Origin of the sequence: Lactococcus cremoris subsp. cremoris KW2 (genome assembly GCF_000468955.1) — a bacterium.
Taxonomy (GTDB): Bacteria; Bacillota; Bacilli; order Lactobacillales; family Streptococcaceae; genus Lactococcus; species Lactococcus cremoris.
Genome location: NC_022369.1, coordinates 1,300,542 through 1,317,559, shown reverse-complemented (window position 1 = coordinate 1,317,559; position 17,018 = coordinate 1,300,542). Strand labels below are relative to the sequence as shown.

The 17,018-nt window shown below is 36.3% G+C and carries 12 protein-coding genes; 10 read left to right on the top strand and 2 right to left on the bottom strand.

Annotated elements, in window-relative coordinates; all coding sequences use genetic code 11:
* Nucleotides 1-62 precede the first annotated feature (62 nt).
* The 7 genes from KW2_RS06260 (at nt 63) to gad (ending at nt 8,285) form a co-directional block, all read left to right on the top strand.
* The gene (locus tag KW2_RS06260) at nt 63-1,175 is read left to right on the top strand and encodes an LPXTG cell wall anchor domain-containing protein (protein WP_021037318.1); all 1,113 of its coding nucleotides are present in this window, start codon (nt 63-65) and stop codon (nt 1,173-1,175) included.
* A 98-nt stretch (nt 1,176-1,273) separates the two neighbouring features.
* Nucleotides 1,274-1,819, top strand: a complete 546-nt coding sequence (locus KW2_RS06255) for a GNAT family N-acetyltransferase (RefSeq protein ID WP_021037317.1) — start codon at nt 1,274-1,276, stop codon at nt 1,817-1,819.
* Nucleotides 1,820-2,048: 229 nt separating this feature from the next.
* Nucleotides 2,049-2,897: a ribosome biogenesis GTPase YlqF gene (gene ylqF, locus KW2_RS06250; RefSeq protein ID WP_014572695.1), complete on the top strand. Its 849-nt coding sequence runs from the start codon at nt 2,049-2,051 to the stop codon at nt 2,895-2,897.
* A 112-nt stretch (nt 2,898-3,009) separates the two neighbouring features.
* A complete protein-coding gene (locus tag KW2_RS06245; protein WP_021037316.1) occupies nt 3,010-3,783 on the top strand; it encodes a ribonuclease HII in 774 nt (257 codons plus the stop codon).
* 596 nt (nt 3,784-4,379) lie between these two features.
* On the top strand, nt 4,380-5,210 hold the full coding sequence (locus KW2_RS06240) for an Rgg/GadR/MutR family transcriptional regulator (protein WP_021037315.1): 831 nt from the start codon (nt 4,380-4,382) through the stop codon (nt 5,208-5,210).
* Nucleotides 5,211-5,353: 143 nt separating this feature from the next.
* Complete coding sequence (gene gadC, locus KW2_RS06235; RefSeq protein WP_021037314.1) at nt 5,354-6,865, top strand: glutamate/gamma-aminobutyrate antiporter; 1,512 nt, start codon at nt 5,354-5,356, stop codon at nt 6,863-6,865.
* A gap of 19 nt (nt 6,866-6,884) precedes the next feature.
* On the top strand, nt 6,885-8,285 hold the full coding sequence (gad, locus tag KW2_RS06230; protein WP_021037313.1) for a glutamate decarboxylase: 1,401 nt from the start codon (nt 6,885-6,887) through the stop codon (nt 8,283-8,285).
* 74 nt (nt 8,286-8,359) lie between these two features.
* On the opposite strand, the gene KW2_RS06225 is transcribed toward gad, so the two are convergent.
* On the bottom strand, nt 8,360-9,106 hold the full coding sequence (locus KW2_RS06225; protein ID WP_021037312.1) for a mechanosensitive ion channel family protein: 747 nt from the start codon (nt 9,104-9,106) through the stop codon (nt 8,360-8,362).
* Between the two features lie 159 nt (nt 9,107-9,265).
* Between KW2_RS06225 and KW2_RS06220 the strand changes: the two genes are divergently transcribed.
* On the top strand, nt 9,266-10,288 hold the full coding sequence (locus tag KW2_RS06220) for a branched-chain amino acid aminotransferase (protein WP_021037311.1): 1,023 nt from the start codon (nt 9,266-9,268) through the stop codon (nt 10,286-10,288).
* Nucleotides 10,289-10,320: 32 nt separating this feature from the next.
* On the opposite strand, the gene KW2_RS06215 is transcribed toward KW2_RS06220, so the two are convergent.
* Nucleotides 10,321-10,932, bottom strand: coding sequence for a sugar O-acetyltransferase (locus KW2_RS06215; protein WP_021037310.1), 612 nt, complete (start codon nt 10,930-10,932; stop codon nt 10,321-10,323).
* Nucleotides 10,933-11,100: 168 nt separating this feature from the next.
* Between KW2_RS06215 and gltB the strand changes: the two genes are divergently transcribed.
* Both gltB and KW2_RS06205 read left to right on the top strand, forming a co-directional pair.
* On the top strand, nt 11,101-15,570 hold the full coding sequence (gltB, locus tag KW2_RS06210) for a glutamate synthase large subunit (protein ID WP_021037309.1): 4,470 nt from the start codon (nt 11,101-11,103) through the stop codon (nt 15,568-15,570).
* The gene (locus tag KW2_RS06205) at nt 15,570-17,009 is read left to right on the top strand and encodes a glutamate synthase subunit beta (protein ID WP_021037308.1); all 1,440 of its coding nucleotides are present in this window, start codon (nt 15,570-15,572) and stop codon (nt 17,007-17,009) included. The genes gltB and KW2_RS06205 overlap by 1 nt, the downstream gene beginning before the upstream one ends.
* Nucleotides 17,010-17,018: the final 9 nt, after the last annotated feature.

The window sequence follows — 17,018 nt, the reverse complement described above, 5'->3', positions numbered from 1 at the left end:
ATTTATTACAAAAATTGAATCTTATAAAAACTGAACACAAAAAGACATTTTGGGAGAGAGCTATGAATAGCAAAAAAATGAAAAAATGGGTAATTTATGGAGTCATTGCATTGACAATTTTAGGGCCACAAACTCTTATTCACGAGAACATCCATGCTGATGAGAGTACAACTACTATCGAAAATGGAAACGAACAAGCTAAAAAAGGAACAATTGAAATAAGTATTATTGACTCATCTTCAGGTCAAGTGCTTAAAAGTTTTGATATTACAGATTTTTCAAATGTTCAACTGCAAGTGCATGAGTCAGAAATTGAATCCCAGATTGCTTCATTAAAAGGTTACATTCTAGATCCGAGTCAAGGTTCATATGCACCAAATTTCATTGGCGGGGAAACGGCTGAAGCTAAGTTTTATGTCAAGAGGGCAACTAGTGGAACGATTAATGTCAATATAATCGATTCCTCAAGCGGTCAGGTGCTTAAAAGCTTTGATATCACAGATGTTCCGGGTCATTTGTTAGAATCACATGAATCAGAAATTGAAACCCAGATTGCTTCACTCAAAGGTTATGTTTTAGACAAGAGTCAAGGTTCATATGCTCCAACATTTATTGGTGGAGAGACAGGTGAAGCTAAGTTTTATGTCAAGAGGGCAACTAGTGGAACGATTAATGTCAATATAATCGATTCCTCAAGCGGTCAGGTGCTTAAAAATTTTGATATCACAGATGTTCCGGGTCATTTGTTAGAATCACATGAATCAGAAATTGAAACCCAGATTGCTTCACTCAAAGGTTATGTTTTAGACAAGAGTCAAGGTTCATATGCTCCAACATTTATTGGTGGAGAGACAGGTGAAGCCAAATTTTATGTTAAGAAAGATACAGATGGGATAAGCAAGATTAATACAACTGACGCATCAAACGCTCAGGTGCCTAAGAATAGTGATGCAAAAGTTTTGAATCACAGTAGTGAATTAACTGAAAGCCAAGCCCAAAAGAAGTCATCAATAGATAAAGATATCAAGAGTCAAAAAATAATAGCTATTGAAAAAAAATCGAAAAGTTTACCACATACTGGGGAAAGCTCTAGTATTTTATCTTATAGTTTAGGTTCGTTAGCTCTCTTAGGCGCTTCATTTTTCTTCATGATTAAACGCTTTAAGAATTTATGATGGCTTGGGAAGATTTACTTTTTTGACAGGACTTCATTATGACCTCTAAATCTTTTTTGATATAATCAATTTATTACCCTTAAAGTAGAGGAGAAGTGATGAATTTAGAAATAAAAAATGTATCTAAAACTTTACCGGAATATCGTCAAGTCATAGATTTAGTAAAAAATTCCTTTCCTAAAGAAAAACAATATCCAATTTGGCTGTTAAAACTTTGGGCTTTAAAGAAAAATGTGTATTTTTGGGCTTACTATCAAAATGATGAGTTTTGTGGTATTTCTTATCTTGTCAGTCATGAAGAGATGATTTTTGTTTTATATTTAGCAGTTAATAATCAAGTTCAGTCTAAAGGTTATGGTTCAGCGATTTTAGAAACGTTAAAAGAAAAATTTCAAGATAAAAATATTACGTTGAATATTGAAAGACTTGATCCAGAAGCGGATAATTATGAACAGAGAGTAAAACGCCTAAAATTCTATCAAAAGAATGGTTTTTATGATACAGACTACACGATTATTGATCGGGGAGAAACTTTCTTAACTTTGACAACATCACAATCTTTCTCTGTAGAGGCTTTTAAAAAGGTCTTAAGAGAATTAACTTTGGGTCTTGATTTATTAAAAATTGGAAAATCTGAATCTTGAAAATTGAGGATTACAAAAAAAGTTGAAAAATGCTAAAATGGATAAGGTAATCTTTGTCCATTTTTTATATTCTTTTGGCTAGGTTGTTAAAAAGAGGACGAAATTAGAATTCAAACTTGTATTCTTTTAATAGAATGAAAACTCAGCTAAGTCTTGATTCTTATCTGAATGTGAAATTAAAAATATATAAAAGCTGTAGTGATGTACAGATAATTTGAGGAGTATTAATATGGTTATACAATGGTTTCCAGGACATATGTCCAAAGCCCGTCGTCAGGTTCAGGAAAATTTAAAATATGTTGATTTTGTGATTGAATTGGTTGATGCGCGTTTGCCAATGTCTTCACGTAATCCTATGTTGGGGCAAATTATTGGGGATAAGCCAAGAATTATTGCTTTAAATAAGGCTGATCTGGCTGATTCAAGCAAGGTAGCTGAGTGGATTGAATATTTTGACGGGCAAGGATTTGTAACTTTGGCTATCAATTCGAAGGAAGAATATACGGCTAAACGATTGACCGTCGCAGCTAAAAAATTAATGGCTGACAAAGTTGCTCATGATAAGGAGCGTGGAATTGCTCATACTACTTTACGTACTATGATTATTGGAATACCAAATGCTGGTAAATCAACATTGATGAACCGTTTAGCAGGTAAAAAAGTTGCGGTGACAGGAAATCGTCCAGGGGTCACTAAAGGTCAGCAATGGATTCGAACAAATAAAGAATTAGAATTATTGGATACACCGGGGATTTTGTGGCCGAAATTTGAGGACCAACTTGTCGGATTAAAATTGGCCTTGACTGGTGCAATCAAAGATGACTTATTGCCAATGGATGAAGTGACTATTTTTGGTTTAAATCATTTTTTGAAAAATTATCGTTCTATGACAATGAAACGTTATCGAATGACGGAAGAAGATTTGGAACTTGAAATTCCAGATTTGATAATGGAATTGACTGCTAGATTTGGATTCCGTGATGATTATGACCGTTTCTACAATATGTTTGTCAAAGATGTCCGAGATGGTAAACTAGGACTATTTTGCTTGGATGAAGTTGGGACTGACGAACTTTAATTAAAAAAATAGTTAATTGCTGCTGGTTCTGTCAGTAGTAATTGACATAAATTATATTATGTAAAATTACTGACAAGAAAGTTGTTAGTAATTTTGAGAGTTGGTGAATAAAGTGGGACAGACTATTAAAGAAATTAAGGCACGGTTAGCTGAACTGACAGACTTGTCAGCAAAAGAATTTGTAGAATTTGAAACAGACGAACGTGCAGGAGTTCAAGCAGCTCTGAAAAGTAGAAAAAAACAAATTTTAGCAGAATGCGCAGAAGATGAACGTTTGGAACAAATGTTAGAATTTGAGAAAGAACTTTATAGTCAAGAAATTGAACTAATTGCAGGGATTGATGAAGTTGGACGTGGCCCCCTTGCTGGTCCTGTGGTCACAGCTGCAGTAATTTTGCCAAAGAATTGTAAAATTCGTGGTTTGAATGATAGTAAAAAAGTGCCAAAATCAAAGCATCATGCTGTTCTATCTGAAATTCAAGAAAAAGCGCTAGCGATTGGAATTGGTATTGTTGATGCCGAAAAAATTGATGAAGTAAATATTTATGAGGCGACAAAAATTGCAATGATTCAGGCAGTATCAAAATTATCTCTTAAACCTGAACATCTCTTAATAGATGCGATGGTTTTAGATTTGCCCATTGCTCAGACGAAAATCATTCATGGAGATGCTCGTTCAGCTTCAATTGCGGCCGCATCAATTGTAGCTAAAGTGACTCGTGATGAAATGATGAAGGATTTCGCTTTAGAATTTCCAGAGTATGATTTTGAACATAATGCAGGCTATGGAACAGCAAAACATCTTGCAGCTCTGACAAAATATGGTATCACAAGAATTCATCGGAAATCCTATGAACCAATTAAATCGATGGTCAACTTCAACTAGTAGATTATGTAAGTAAAAAAAGGAAAACGTGAACGATATTTGTTCACGTTTTTTTGCTGACAAGTCTGTCAGTAATTATTTTCAAAGGTTTCAAAAATCTAGTCTAATAAGTAATTTGCTAGACTAATCTTCTGTCTTTTAATAATAAACTAATTTATTGTTAATCTAAATGACAAAATTAATAAGCAGAGTTTTTTTATAAAATTAGCTACTTATAAAAAATTTGAAATTGGTATAGTTAAATCTGTTATAATTTCCAATATTTTTTAATAATAATTATTTTAACAAAATACTTATATCAAAACTCTTTCAAAGTATATAATGAGCTTTGTATAAGCTTTTACGTCTTTCTATATCAACTTTTAAGAGAAATATAAAGTAATATAAATGTTTTTATAATAAATTATGTGAGATATATTTTTTTATCTGTACTGGTATAGATTTGACGATTAAGTCTTAAATAAGTTATAATCTCAATTGCGTAATTTCTTAAATACAGAAATAACAACTACATTGGTAGACTGATTAAAAAGTGTACTTGATGAACTGTTATAAACCTTAAAAAAATAAAAATAATAGTTTGGGGGATGTTAAAGATGTATAAAAAATATGGAGATTGTTTTAAAAAATTGCGAAACCAAAAGAATTTAGGCTTATCATATTTTAGTAAACTTGGAATAGACCGTTCAAATATATCTAGATTTGAACATGGAAAATGTATGATGAGTTTTGAGCGTATAGATTTGATGTTAGAAGAAATGCAAGTTCCGTTATCTGAGTACGAATTGATAGTAAATAATTATATGCCGAATTTCCAAGAATTTTTTATATTAGAATTGGAAAAAGCTGAATTTAGCCAAAATCGAGATAAAATAAAAGAGTTGTATTCTGAGGTCAAAGAAACAGGGAATCATTTACTGACGGTTACCGTGAAAACGAAGCTTGGGAATATAAGTCAGACAGAAGTTAAAGAAATTGAAGCTTATCTTTGCAATATTGAAGAGTGGGGATATTTTGAACTTACTTTATTTTATTTTGTATCTGATTATCTCAATGTCAATCAATTAGAATTGCTGCTTTTTAATTTTGATAAAAGATGTGAAAATTACTGTAGAGTCTTAAAATATAGAAGGAGACTATTGCAAATAGCCTATAAAAGTGTTGCGATATACGCGGCCAACGGAGAAAGAAAAAAAGCCGAAAATATTTTAGAAATGACTAAAAAATATCGAACTGTGGGAGTCGATTTATATTCAGAAGTATTAAGACATCTTGCTAGAGCTATCATTATTTTTAATTTTGAAAATGCAGAGGTTGGGGAAGAAAAAATAAATTATGCTCTTGAGATTTTGGAAGAATTTGGAGGAAAGAAGATAAAAGAATTCTATCAGAATAAAATGGAAAAGTATTTGAAAAGGTCAATTTAGTCTCTTTTGAGCTGTTGCTTTAAAGCAACAGCTCAAAAGAGATTTTCTTTATTCTGGAGCATATACTAGAGGTTGAAGATAGGTTGTCTGAAGCATTATAACTTGTCTTTTAAAAAATTCAATCATAAATATAAGGAGGTATGATGAATCAAAAAAAATTATCATTATTCGGTTTTTTCGCATTAACCGCTTCAATGGTTTTGACTGTCTATGAGTATCCGACTTTTGCCACGTCAAAATTACATTTGGTGTTCTTTTTACTTCTCGGAGGACTACTATGGTTTTTGCCTGTAGCGCTCTGCGCAGCAGAAATGGCGACGGTTGAAGGCTGGAAAAATGGTGGAATCTTTAGTTGGGTCAGTCAAACTTTAGGTGAGCGCTTTGGTTTTGCAGCTATATTTTTTCAGTGGTTCCAAATTACAGTAGGTTTTGTCACTATGATCTATTTCATTTTAGGGGCCCTCTCTTATGTGTTAAATTTTCAGGTGCTCAATACAGATCCATTGATAAAATTTATTGGTTTACTAATCATTTTTTGGGGATTGACTTTTTCTCAATTAGGTGGGACGCAACGGACTGCCAAATTAGTAAAAGCTGGCTTTGTAGTTGGAATAGTGATTCCATCGGTTATCTTGTTTGGATTAGCAGCGGCATACTTTATCGGAGGCAACCCTATAGAAATACCAATTAACAGCCATGCTTTTGTACCAGATTTTTCACAAGTATCAACTTTAGTAGTTTTTGTTTCTTTTATTCTGGCTTATATGGGGGTAGAAGCCTCAGCTTCACATATTAATGAACTTGAAAATCCAAAACGAAATTATCCCTTAGCAATGATTTTATTAGTAATTTTGGCTATTTCTTTAGATGCGATAGGTGGATTTTCTGTAGCAGCAGTTATTCCTCAAAAAGAGTTATCATTAAGTGCAGGGGTAATTCAAACTTTTCAAACGTTAATCTTACATTTTAATCATCATTTGGGATGGTTAGTTAAAGTGATTGCACTAATGATTGCCTTTGGGGTTATGGGAGAAGTGAGTTCATGGGTTGTTGGTCCTTCTAGAGGGATGTTTGCAGCAGCACAAAGAGGTTTATTACCAAAATTTTTACGTAAAACGAATACACATGAAGTCCCTGTTCCTTTAGTTATGATTCAAGGAATCATTGTTACACTTTGGGGCGCTGTATTAACTTTTGGAGGAGGAGGAAATAATTTATCTTTCTTAGTTGCCATTTCACTGACTGTAGTGATTTATTTGGTGGGTTACCTCTTGTTCTTTATTGGTTACTTTGTTTTAATCTATAAAAAACAAAATTTAAAGCGTACTTATAATGTTCCAGGTAAAATAATGGGAAAAACAATCATTGCGGGAATTGGATTCTTATTATCAATTTTTGCTCTATTTATTTCCTTTGTTCCTCCAGCATCAATTGCGAAAAATGAAACTTATACCTATCAAATGATACTTCTTATAAGTTTTGTTGTGACCGCTATCTTGCCATTTATTATTTATGAATTGCATGATAAAAAGGGACATGATACTATTGAAGAACCAAGGCACTTTAAAGCAGGAGATGTGAACCCTGCGATTTATCCAGCAGCTCGTGGAGAGCATCATATTATTAAAAAAGAAGAACATATTTTAAAACATTAAAAAATTGGAGGATGTACAAATGTTATACGGAAAAGAAAATCGAGATGAAGCGGAGTTCTTGGAACCAATTTTTGGTTCGGAAAGTGAACAAGTGGATTTGCCTAAATATAAATTAGCTCAACAATCAATTGAGCCTCGAGTGGCTTATCAGTTAGTTCAAGATGAAATGCTAGATGAAGGGAACGCTCGTTTAAATTTGGCCACATTCTGTCAAACTTATATGGAACCTGAAGCAGTCAAGCTGATGAGTCAGACCTTGGAAAAAAATGCGATTGACAAATCAGAATATCCAAGAACAACTGAAATTGAAAACCGTTGCGTCAACATGATCGCTGACCTTTGGAATGCGAGTGAAAAAGAAAAATTTATGGGGACTTCGACAATTGGTTCTTCAGAAGCTTGTATGCTTGGGGGAATGGCTATGAAGTTTTCTTGGCGTAAGCGAGCAGAAAAATTAGGCCTAGATATTAATGCGAAAAAGCCAAACTTAGTCATTTCTTCTGGTTATCAAGTTTGCTGGGAAAAATTCTGTGTTTATTGGGATATTGAAATGAGAGAAGTGCCAATGGATAGAGAACATATGTCAATCAATTTGGAAAAAGTGATGGATTATGTTGATGAATATACGATTGGAGTAGTCGGAATTATGGGGATTACTTATACTGGTCGTTATGATGATATCAAAGCTTTGGATAATTTGATTGAAGAATATAATAAACAGACAGACTACAAAGTTTATATTCACGTAGATGCTGCTTCAGGAGGACTTTATGCTCCTTTTGTTGAGCCAGAACTTGAGTGGGATTTCCGTTTGAAAAATGTCATTTCAATCAATACTTCAGGACATAAATATGGTTTAGTATATCCTGGTGTAGGTTGGGTCTTGTGGCGTGACAAAAAATATTTACCTGAAGAGTTAATTTTTAAAGTAAGTTATCTTGGAGGAGAATTACCAACAATGGCGATTAATTTTTCTCACAGTGCTTCTCAATTAATCGGTCAATACTATAATTTTGTACGTTATGGATTTGATGGATATAAAGCTATTCATGAGAGAACGCATAAAGTAGCCATGTATTTAGCAGAAGAAATTGAAAAAACAGGAATGTTTGAGATTATGAACGATGGGTCACAATTGCCAATTGTCTGCTACAAATTAAAAGAAAATTCAAATCTTGGTTGGAATCTTTATGATTTGGCAGATCGTTTATTAATGAAGGGATGGCAAGTGCCTGCTTATCCACTTCCTAAAAATTTGGAAAATGAAATCATTCAACGTTTAGTAATTCGAGCAGATTTCGGGATGAATATGGCATTTAACTATGTTCAAGATATGCAAGAAGCAATTGATGCACTAAATAAGGCTCATATTCTATTTCATCAGGAACCTGAAAATAAAACATATGGCTTTACTCACTAAAAATAAAAGCGATATATCTTAGATATATCGCTTTTATTTTGTTTTAAGCTATTTAATAATTAGCTTGTCGCTTATTATTTTTCATAGTATTTATCCAAAATTTCCATTTTTAAAGGAGCAATTTTAGATAGGGGGGCAGTTAGACTTGTTCTTAGGAAGAGCTTATCTTCAATGTTGATGATACCCAGATATTTAACTTGAGGGTAGTTAGCATTGACTTCTATAATTTGGGCTTTTTTCTCACTAATATTTTCGTCTGTCACGGGCACATCTAGGTTGACCGTTCTTTCTTTATAAGAGTAATTTTTGAGAGCCGCAATATTTCGGTTTGGAATAAAAGTAGTCGCACCGTCGGCTCCGATAACAGTAATGGAACGAATCCCTACGGTTTTCACCACTCCCTCAATATCAAGACCGGCAAAGGCAACCGTATCCCCAACATTGATTTGATGTTCAACGATAATAAAGAAACCATTAATGATATCAGCGACTAAATCTCGTCCAGCGAAACCAAGAGCGACTCCAAGGATACCCGCGCCAGCTAGGACATTTGCAACAGGAATTCCCATTACACCCAAGACAGTGTAGATATAAAGGAAAACGGTCAAATAATGAATAGCGCTTGTGGTCAGTCTTGAAAGGGTCAGGATTCTTGAAGTATCTGTCCATTTTTGCTCACTATAATTTTTAAATAATCGGTTAACAATCCGAGAACTTGCTTGGTAGAGAATAAAAAAAAGAACACTGACTAATAAAATTGTAATTGCTTTGTTTAGTAAAAATGCGCCCAAGTCTTCCCAGTTTATTTTTAATAAGTTCATTTTTGCTCCTTTGTTCAGTAATTTTCTAATTCATTTATAGAAAAATTGACTATATTTGAAAAAATTGTTTGAAATTTTACTGAATTTCATGAATATTTTCTTGTTTTATGTTACAGAAAATAATATAATCTATTATAACAAAAAAATTTGGAGGATGTTATGGCAATTAATTTAGACTGGGAAAATTTAGGTTTTAGTTATCGAAACTTACCTTTTCGTTATATCGCTCGTTTTAAAGATGGAAAATGGAGCGCTGGAGAGCTGACAGGAGATAATCAGCTTCATATTAGTGAATCTTCACCTGCTTTGCATTATGGTCAACAAGGTTTTGAAGGATTGAAGGCTTATCGGACAAAAGATGGGTCAATCCAACTTTTTCGTCCAGACCAAAATGCTGCTCGTTTGCAAAAAACGGCTCGCCGTCTTTGTATGGCAGAAGTTTCAACTGAAATGTTTATTGACGCAGTTAAACAAGTAGTTAAAGCCAATGAAGATTTTGTTCCTCCTTATGGAACGGGTGCCACGCTCTATCTTCGTCCACTTTTGATAGGGGTTGGTGATATTATTGGGGTTAAGCCTGCGGATGAATATATTTTTACAGTTTTTGCCATGCCTGTTGGCTCTTATTTTAAAGGTGGGTTAGCACCTTCAAAATTTGTTATTTCAAGAGAGTATGATAGAGCGGCTCCCCTTGGTACCGGTGGTGCTAAAGTTGGTGGGAACTATGCGGCTTCTTTGCAAGCAGAAGTTGGAGCCAAAGCCTCAGGTTATGCGGATGCGATTTATCTTGATCCAAGCACACATACTAAAATTGAAGAAGTTGGGGCAGCAAATTTCTTTGGTATCACTGCAGATAATGAATTTATCACCCCATTAAGTCCTTCTATCTTACCTTCAATTACTAAATATTCTTTGTTGTATTTAGCTGAACATCGTTTGGGATTAAAAGCAATTGAAGGTGAAGTTTTTGCTAAAGATTTAGGGAAATTTGTCGAAGCAGGGGCTTGTGGAACGGCAGCAATTATCTCCCCAATTGGACGTATTGACGATGGAGAAGATTCTTATATTTTCCATTCTGAAACAGAAGTGGGACCAACAGTTAAACGTTTATATGACGAGTTGGTCGGCATTCAATTTGGTGATGTTGAAGCACCGGAAGGCTGGATTGTTAAAGTTGATTAATTTAAAAAGCTAAAGAATATTCTTTAGCTTTTTTATTTTGGAATGAATATTTTATCCTTTTTAATCCATTCTTGGTCTTCGATTCGGATTGTCCGAATCACTTGGCAAGGATTTCCGGCGGCAACAACATTTGCTGGAATATCTTTGGTAACGACACTTCCTGCACCAATAATGCAGTTGTCACCAATCGTTACTCCTGGAAGAAGGCTGACATTTGCTCCCAGCCAGACTTGATTTCCAACCGTAATTGGCTTTGAATAGACCCCACCAGCAGTTCTGACTGCTGGGTCTTCTGAATGATTGGCAGCAAATAAACCACAGCGAGGCCCAAAGTAAACATTATCACCTATCGTGACCTGATTGCAATCTAAAATAATCAGATCATGATTAATAAGGACATTATCCCCAATTTTTATATTAAAGCCAAATTCACAGCGAAAATTGGATTCAATATAGGGATTTTCTCCCAAATGTTCAAAGAGCTGTCTTAAAATCTCTGGTTGATAACCCTCATTATTGTTGATTTTTTGATTGTAACGTCGGGTTTCAAAAAGGGCATGATTACGATACTCACTGAGTTCTAGGTCATTGTCATCATAGGTTTTTCCAGAATTGATGAGTGTTTTAATTTGTTCTTTATTCATTCTTTTATCTTATGATTTTAGATGTTTTTTGTCAATTTTAAGGGTTTTTATCTATTAGATAAAGCTATTAAAAATTACATTTATATATAATTATCAGAATATATTGATATTTCATCGAAATTTTAGTAGAATGAAAGAACCAAATTGTAAAATAAAAGAGGTTGTGTTATGAATAAAGAAGCTAAACAAGCCATGAAAACAACACTTTGGCAGCCTGATTTTGAATCAGATGCTTGTGGAATGGGCTTTATTGCTCAAATTGACGGAAAAGCCAGTCATCTCTTAGTTGAAAGAGCGCTGACCATGTTAACAAGAATGAATCATCGTGGAGGAACAGGTGCTGAACCTGAAACTGGAGATGGAGCAGGGATTTTACTTGCTTTACCTGATGAATTCTTTCGTAAAATTGCAGCAGAGCAAGAGATAGAATTGCCAGCAATTGGTAATTATGCTGTTGGCCAATTTTTCTTGTCGCGCAAAGAAAACAAAAAACATCAAGCTCTTGAAGCGATAAAAGCGGCTGTTAAGGCTCAGGGATATGATATTCTATTCACGCGCACAGTTCCTTTTAATTATGAAGCTTGTGGGGTGACAGCCCAAGGGATTATGCCTTCTTTTGTGCAAGTTTTCATTGAAAAAAAAGCTATCAGTGAAGCTAAAGGAACTGACAACAAAAATTCTAACTTTGAAAATGATTTATTTACGATTAGACGAAATTTGGAAAAACGTTTTGACGAAGAAGAGCTATATATTTGTTCTTTATCTAGTCAAACAGTGGTCTATAAAGGAATGCTTCACGCTTATCAAGTGAAACTTTTTTATCCAGATTTGTCTGATGAAGACTTCAAAAGTCATATTGCGCTGACGCACAGCCGTTTTTCAACGAACACCTTTCCCTCATGGAATCGGGCGCAGCCCTTCCGATTTTTGGCGCACAATGGCGAAATCAATACCCTACGTGGCGCTGAAAATTGGATGAAAGTCAACGATATTGAAATGTATAATGAAGAAAACTCTGATTCGGCAAAATTAGAAAATTGCATGGAATATTTCTATCGCAATGGACGTGAATTGCCAGAAAGTTTGCTGGCCATGATTCCAGAAGCTTGGGGCGAGCAGACGGGTCTAAGTCCAGAACTCAAAGCTTTCTATGAATATTCAACGGCTCATATTGCTCCTTGGGATGGACCGGCAGCTTTAGTTTTTACTGACGGAAAAACCGTTGGGGCAAGGTTGGATCGAAACGGTCTACGTCCAAGTCGCTATCTGGTCACAAAAGATAATTTCATTATCTTATCAAGTGAGTCAGGTGTGGTTGATATTCCTGCCAATGAAATCATTGAAAAATCAGTTCTTGGTCCCGGAAATATGCTCTTGGTAAATACTGACGAAGGAAAGATTATTCGTAACGAAGAAGTCAAAAGTTACTATGCTAATAAATACCCCTATCAGGAATTTCTGTCAGCAGGTTTGAAAAAGCTGTCAGCACTGACAGAAAGTGAAAAGACAAGTTCAATTCCGTCAGCAAAAATGAACACGCTGTGGAAATTATTTGGATATACTGACGAAGTGATTCGGACGGTCCTTTTGCCAATGGCAGAAAGCGCCAACGAACCCACAATTTCCATGGGATTTGATGCACCTTTGGCCGTTTTATCTGACCAAGCTCAATCCCTTTATAATTTTTTCAAACAACAATTTGCCCAAGTTACCAATCCGCCAATTGACGCCATTCGCGAGCAAATTGTTATTGGGACAGAAACTTATCTGGGCGAAGATGGTAATCCCGCCAAAATCACTGGCGAAAATGTCCGTAAGTTAAAATTAGATAGTCCGGTGCTTTCGACAGCCGATTTTGAAAAAATTCTTGCTTTGAAAGAAAAACATTATCATACAGAAGTCCTTTCAACCCTCTATGATAAAGATGACTTATTAGAAAATGCTCTAAATAAACTTTTTTATAAAGCAGAGGAATTGATTAACCAAGGGGCAACAATTATTGTTTTATCAGACCGTGATTTTGCCAAAAATAAAGTACCAATGCCAATTTTATTGGCTCTGTCAGGACTTTATCATTATATGCTTGGTCGTCATAATGCTTCCAAGTTTGCGATTATTCTTGACACTGCAGAGGTTTATGAAGTCCATCAATTTGCAGCATTAGTGGGTTATGGCGCGTCAGGGATTCACCCTTACGGCGCTTATGCGACGCTTTCAGACTGGGGAATGGGCACAGCTGAACAAGTCGAAAATTTCCGGCATGCGGCAGAAAAAGGAATTGTTAAGGTCATGAGCCGAATGGGAATTTCAACCATTGTTGGTTACAAAGGGGCGCAACTTTTTGAAGCTATTGGTTTATCTAAAGAAGTTGTCGATAAATACTTCACAGGAACAAGTACTCGAATTGGTGGACTTTCTCTTGCTCAAATCGAGGCAGAGTATCGCCTCCGTTATGAAAAAGCATACGGACACCGAGGACAAGATTTGTTGGAAACAGGTGGTTCCTTCCAGTACCGAGCAGATGAAGGTGAACATCATATTTATGATCCAACAATGATTTATCAAATCCAGAATGCTGTTCGTCAAAATGACTTTGAAAAGTATAAAAAATATAGTCAGTATTTAAATGATATTGCCTTGGAAACCCCCACAAGCTTACGGCACACATGGAAAATTAAATCTAATCGCAAGGCTATTCAGTTGAGTGAGGTCGAACCAGTCAGTGAAATCGTCAAACGTTTCAAGATTGGCGCTATGTCTTTTGGCTCACTGTCACAAGAAGCTCACGAATGTATCGCCCAAGCCATGAATTCAATTGGTGCAAAATCAAATTCTGGCGAAGGGGGTGAAAATGCGAAACGCTATGGCACAATCAATAATTCGAAAATCAAACAAGTCGCCTCTGGTCGATTTGGTGTGTCAGCGGCTTATCTGATGTCGGCTGAAGAAATCCAAATCAAGATTTCACAAGGAGCTAAACCGGGAGAAGGTGGACAATTGCCAGGTAAGAAAGCTTTCCCTTGGGTAGCTGAGGTAAGAAATTCAACTCCTGGGGTGAGCTTAATTTCACCACCCCCTCATCATGATATTTATTCAATCGAAGATTTATCACAGCTCATATTTGATTTGAAACAAATCAATCCTTATGCAAAAATCAATGTCAAATTGGTTTCTTCAACAGGCGTTGGAACAATTGCGACAGGCTGTGTTAAAGCGGGCGCTGACAAGGTTGTCATTTCTGGTTATGATGGTGGAACGGGCGCAAGTCCACGAAATTCAACGAGAGACGCAGGGCTGCCTTGGGAAATGGGCTTAGCAGAAGCGCATCAAACCCTTAGTTTGAATAAATTGCGGGATCGTATGATTTTGGAAACTGATGGGAAAGTCGTGACAGGAAGAGATGTTGCTATTGCTGCAATGCTTGGAGCCGAAGAATATTCATTTGGAAGTTTAGCTTTAGTTGCGATTGGTTGTATCATGACAAGAAATTGTCATTTGAACACTTGCCCAGTTGGTATTGCCACACAAAATCCTAAATTAAGAGCCAATTTTGCTGGGAAACCCGAACACATTGTGCGTTTAATGGAATTTATGGCTGAGGAAGTTCGAGAACTTCTGGCTGAACTTGGTTTTAGAACCATTAATGAACTCGTTGGACATGCGGAGCTTTTGCAAGCTAAAGACGATTTGCCAGATAAAATGCGTGGTTTAGATTTTAGTCGTATCATCGGTCATGCTTTACCAATCGCCACACGACATAGTGATCCATTTGCTAATCCGCGTGCTTGGCAAGAGCTAGACCAATTTACCCAAGCAACTTTGGACAATGGTGCTCAAGCCACTGTTCATGGCAAGATTCAAAATACTAATCGGACAACGACAGCTCGAATGGCTGGTTGGATTGCTGAACGTTATGGCAATTTTGGCTTAAAAGATGCTTCGGTTGCCTATGAATACGAAGGGGTTGCGGGTCAATCTTTTGGCTCTTATGCAACTGCCGGAATGGAAGTCACTTTGATTGGTGAAGCCAACGACTATATTGGTAAATCTTTATCAGGTGGACGCTTGATTGTGAAGCCACCTCTTGATGCGGCTTATGATATTGAAAATACCTCAATTGTGGGTAATGTATCCTTATTTGGAGCGATTGGTGGAGAAGCATACTTCCGCGGTCGTGCTGGGGAGCGTTGTGGTGTCAGAAATTCAGGGGCACATTTTGTCGTTGAGGGTGTTGGCGACCATGGTTGTGAATATATGACTGGTGGTCTTGCAGTTATTCTTGGTACAACTGGGCGTAACTTTGCTGCTGGGATGTCTGGGGGTCTTGCTTATGTTTATGATGCCGATGGCACATTTGCTTCTAAAGTCAATCGAGAAATGGTTGATCTTTATCGTTTAGATGAAACATCAGGCGATGAAGTATTAGAAGAATTACTAAAAAAACATCTGATTTACACCGATTCAGCTAAAGCCGAATACATTTTAGAACATTGGCAAAGTGAACGTGAAAAATTTGTTAAAGTTTACCCGCGTGAGTATCATCACATTAAAAATATTGAAGAAGATTTGGCTAAAACAGGATTGTCAGGCGAAGCACTTACAATGACAACCTTTAAAAAAGTAACGGAGGTGAGCTAATGGCTGATCCAAATGGATTTTTAAATTATCCAAGAAATGATAATCCTTACCGTGAATTAGCGGAGCGGATAAAGGATTTTGCTGAATTGCAAGTTCCCTTATCTACTGAAGAACGACAAAAACAAGCGGCACGTTGTATGCATTGTGATGTTCCTTTTTGTCATCAAGGGATATTTTATGGGGGCAAACGAGCTGTCTCAGGCTGTCCAAATGATAATCATATTCCAGAGTGGAATGATTTGATTTATCGCGGTCTGCAAAGAAAAGCTTATGAACGCTTGATTTTAACCAATCCATTTCCAGAATTCACTGGACGAGTCTGTCCGGCTCCTTGTGAAAAATCTTGTGCCGAGGCCTTAAACGGTGCAGGAGTAACCATTAAAGATAATGAGCGATTCTTAGGTGATTTAGGAAATAATGAAGGTTGGGTAGCTGAAATTGGCAAAGCGGCAAAAGCAACAGGTTATAAAATAGCGATTATTGGGTCTGGACCTGCGGGTCTGTCAGCTGCTTGGCGTCTCAATCAATTGGGACATAGCGTTACCGTTTTTGAGAAGTCAGACCGGTTGGGTGGCTTGTTGATGTATGGTATCCCAAATATGAAATTGGATAAAAAAGTCGTCCAAAAACGGATTGATTTAATGACAGAACTTGGCGTGACTTTTGTCGCAAATAGCGAAATTGGAAAAACAATCAGCTATGAAGAGCTGTCAGTAAATTTTGATCGAATTATTCTGGCGATTGGCGCAGGAGTTCCTCGTGATTTAAAAATTTCAGGTCGTGAATTGTCAGGTATTCGTTTTGCGATGGATTTTTTGACAGAGACAACTAAAAAAGTGTTGGAGCATGGCGAAAAAAATATTGCCCAATCTCTTAAAGGAAAAAAAGTTGTGGTCATTGGAGGTGGAGATACAGGAAATGACTGTATTGGGACGGCAGTACGCTTGGGTGCCGAATCGGTTCAACAACTTGAAATTACACCGAGTCTACCAACTAATCGCTTAGAAAACAATCCCTGGCCTGAATGGCCAATGACCTTGAGAGAGGGTTATGGGCAACAAGAAGCTCAATTTGTAGGAAATTCAGATTTGACGACTTATCAGATGACAGCCACAGCTTTTAAAGCTGATGAAAATGGTCATCTAAAAGGCTTACAAGTGGCAAAAGTCGGTCCAGATTTCAGAGCAATTGAAGGTAGTGAGCAATTGATTGAAGCAGATTTAGTCTTGCTTGCGATGGGATTTGTGGGTACGGACACAGGCTTGCTTGATAAATTTGGTGTTCAAGAAATTTATGATGATTATCGAACAAACAATGATAAAGTACTTGTCACGGGTGATGCTAGACGCGGTCCTTCTTTAGTCATTTGGGCGATTAGAGAAGGCCGTAAAACTGCTGAAATTGTTGACGAAGAGCTACTGAAAGTAGCCACGGCATAATTTATAACT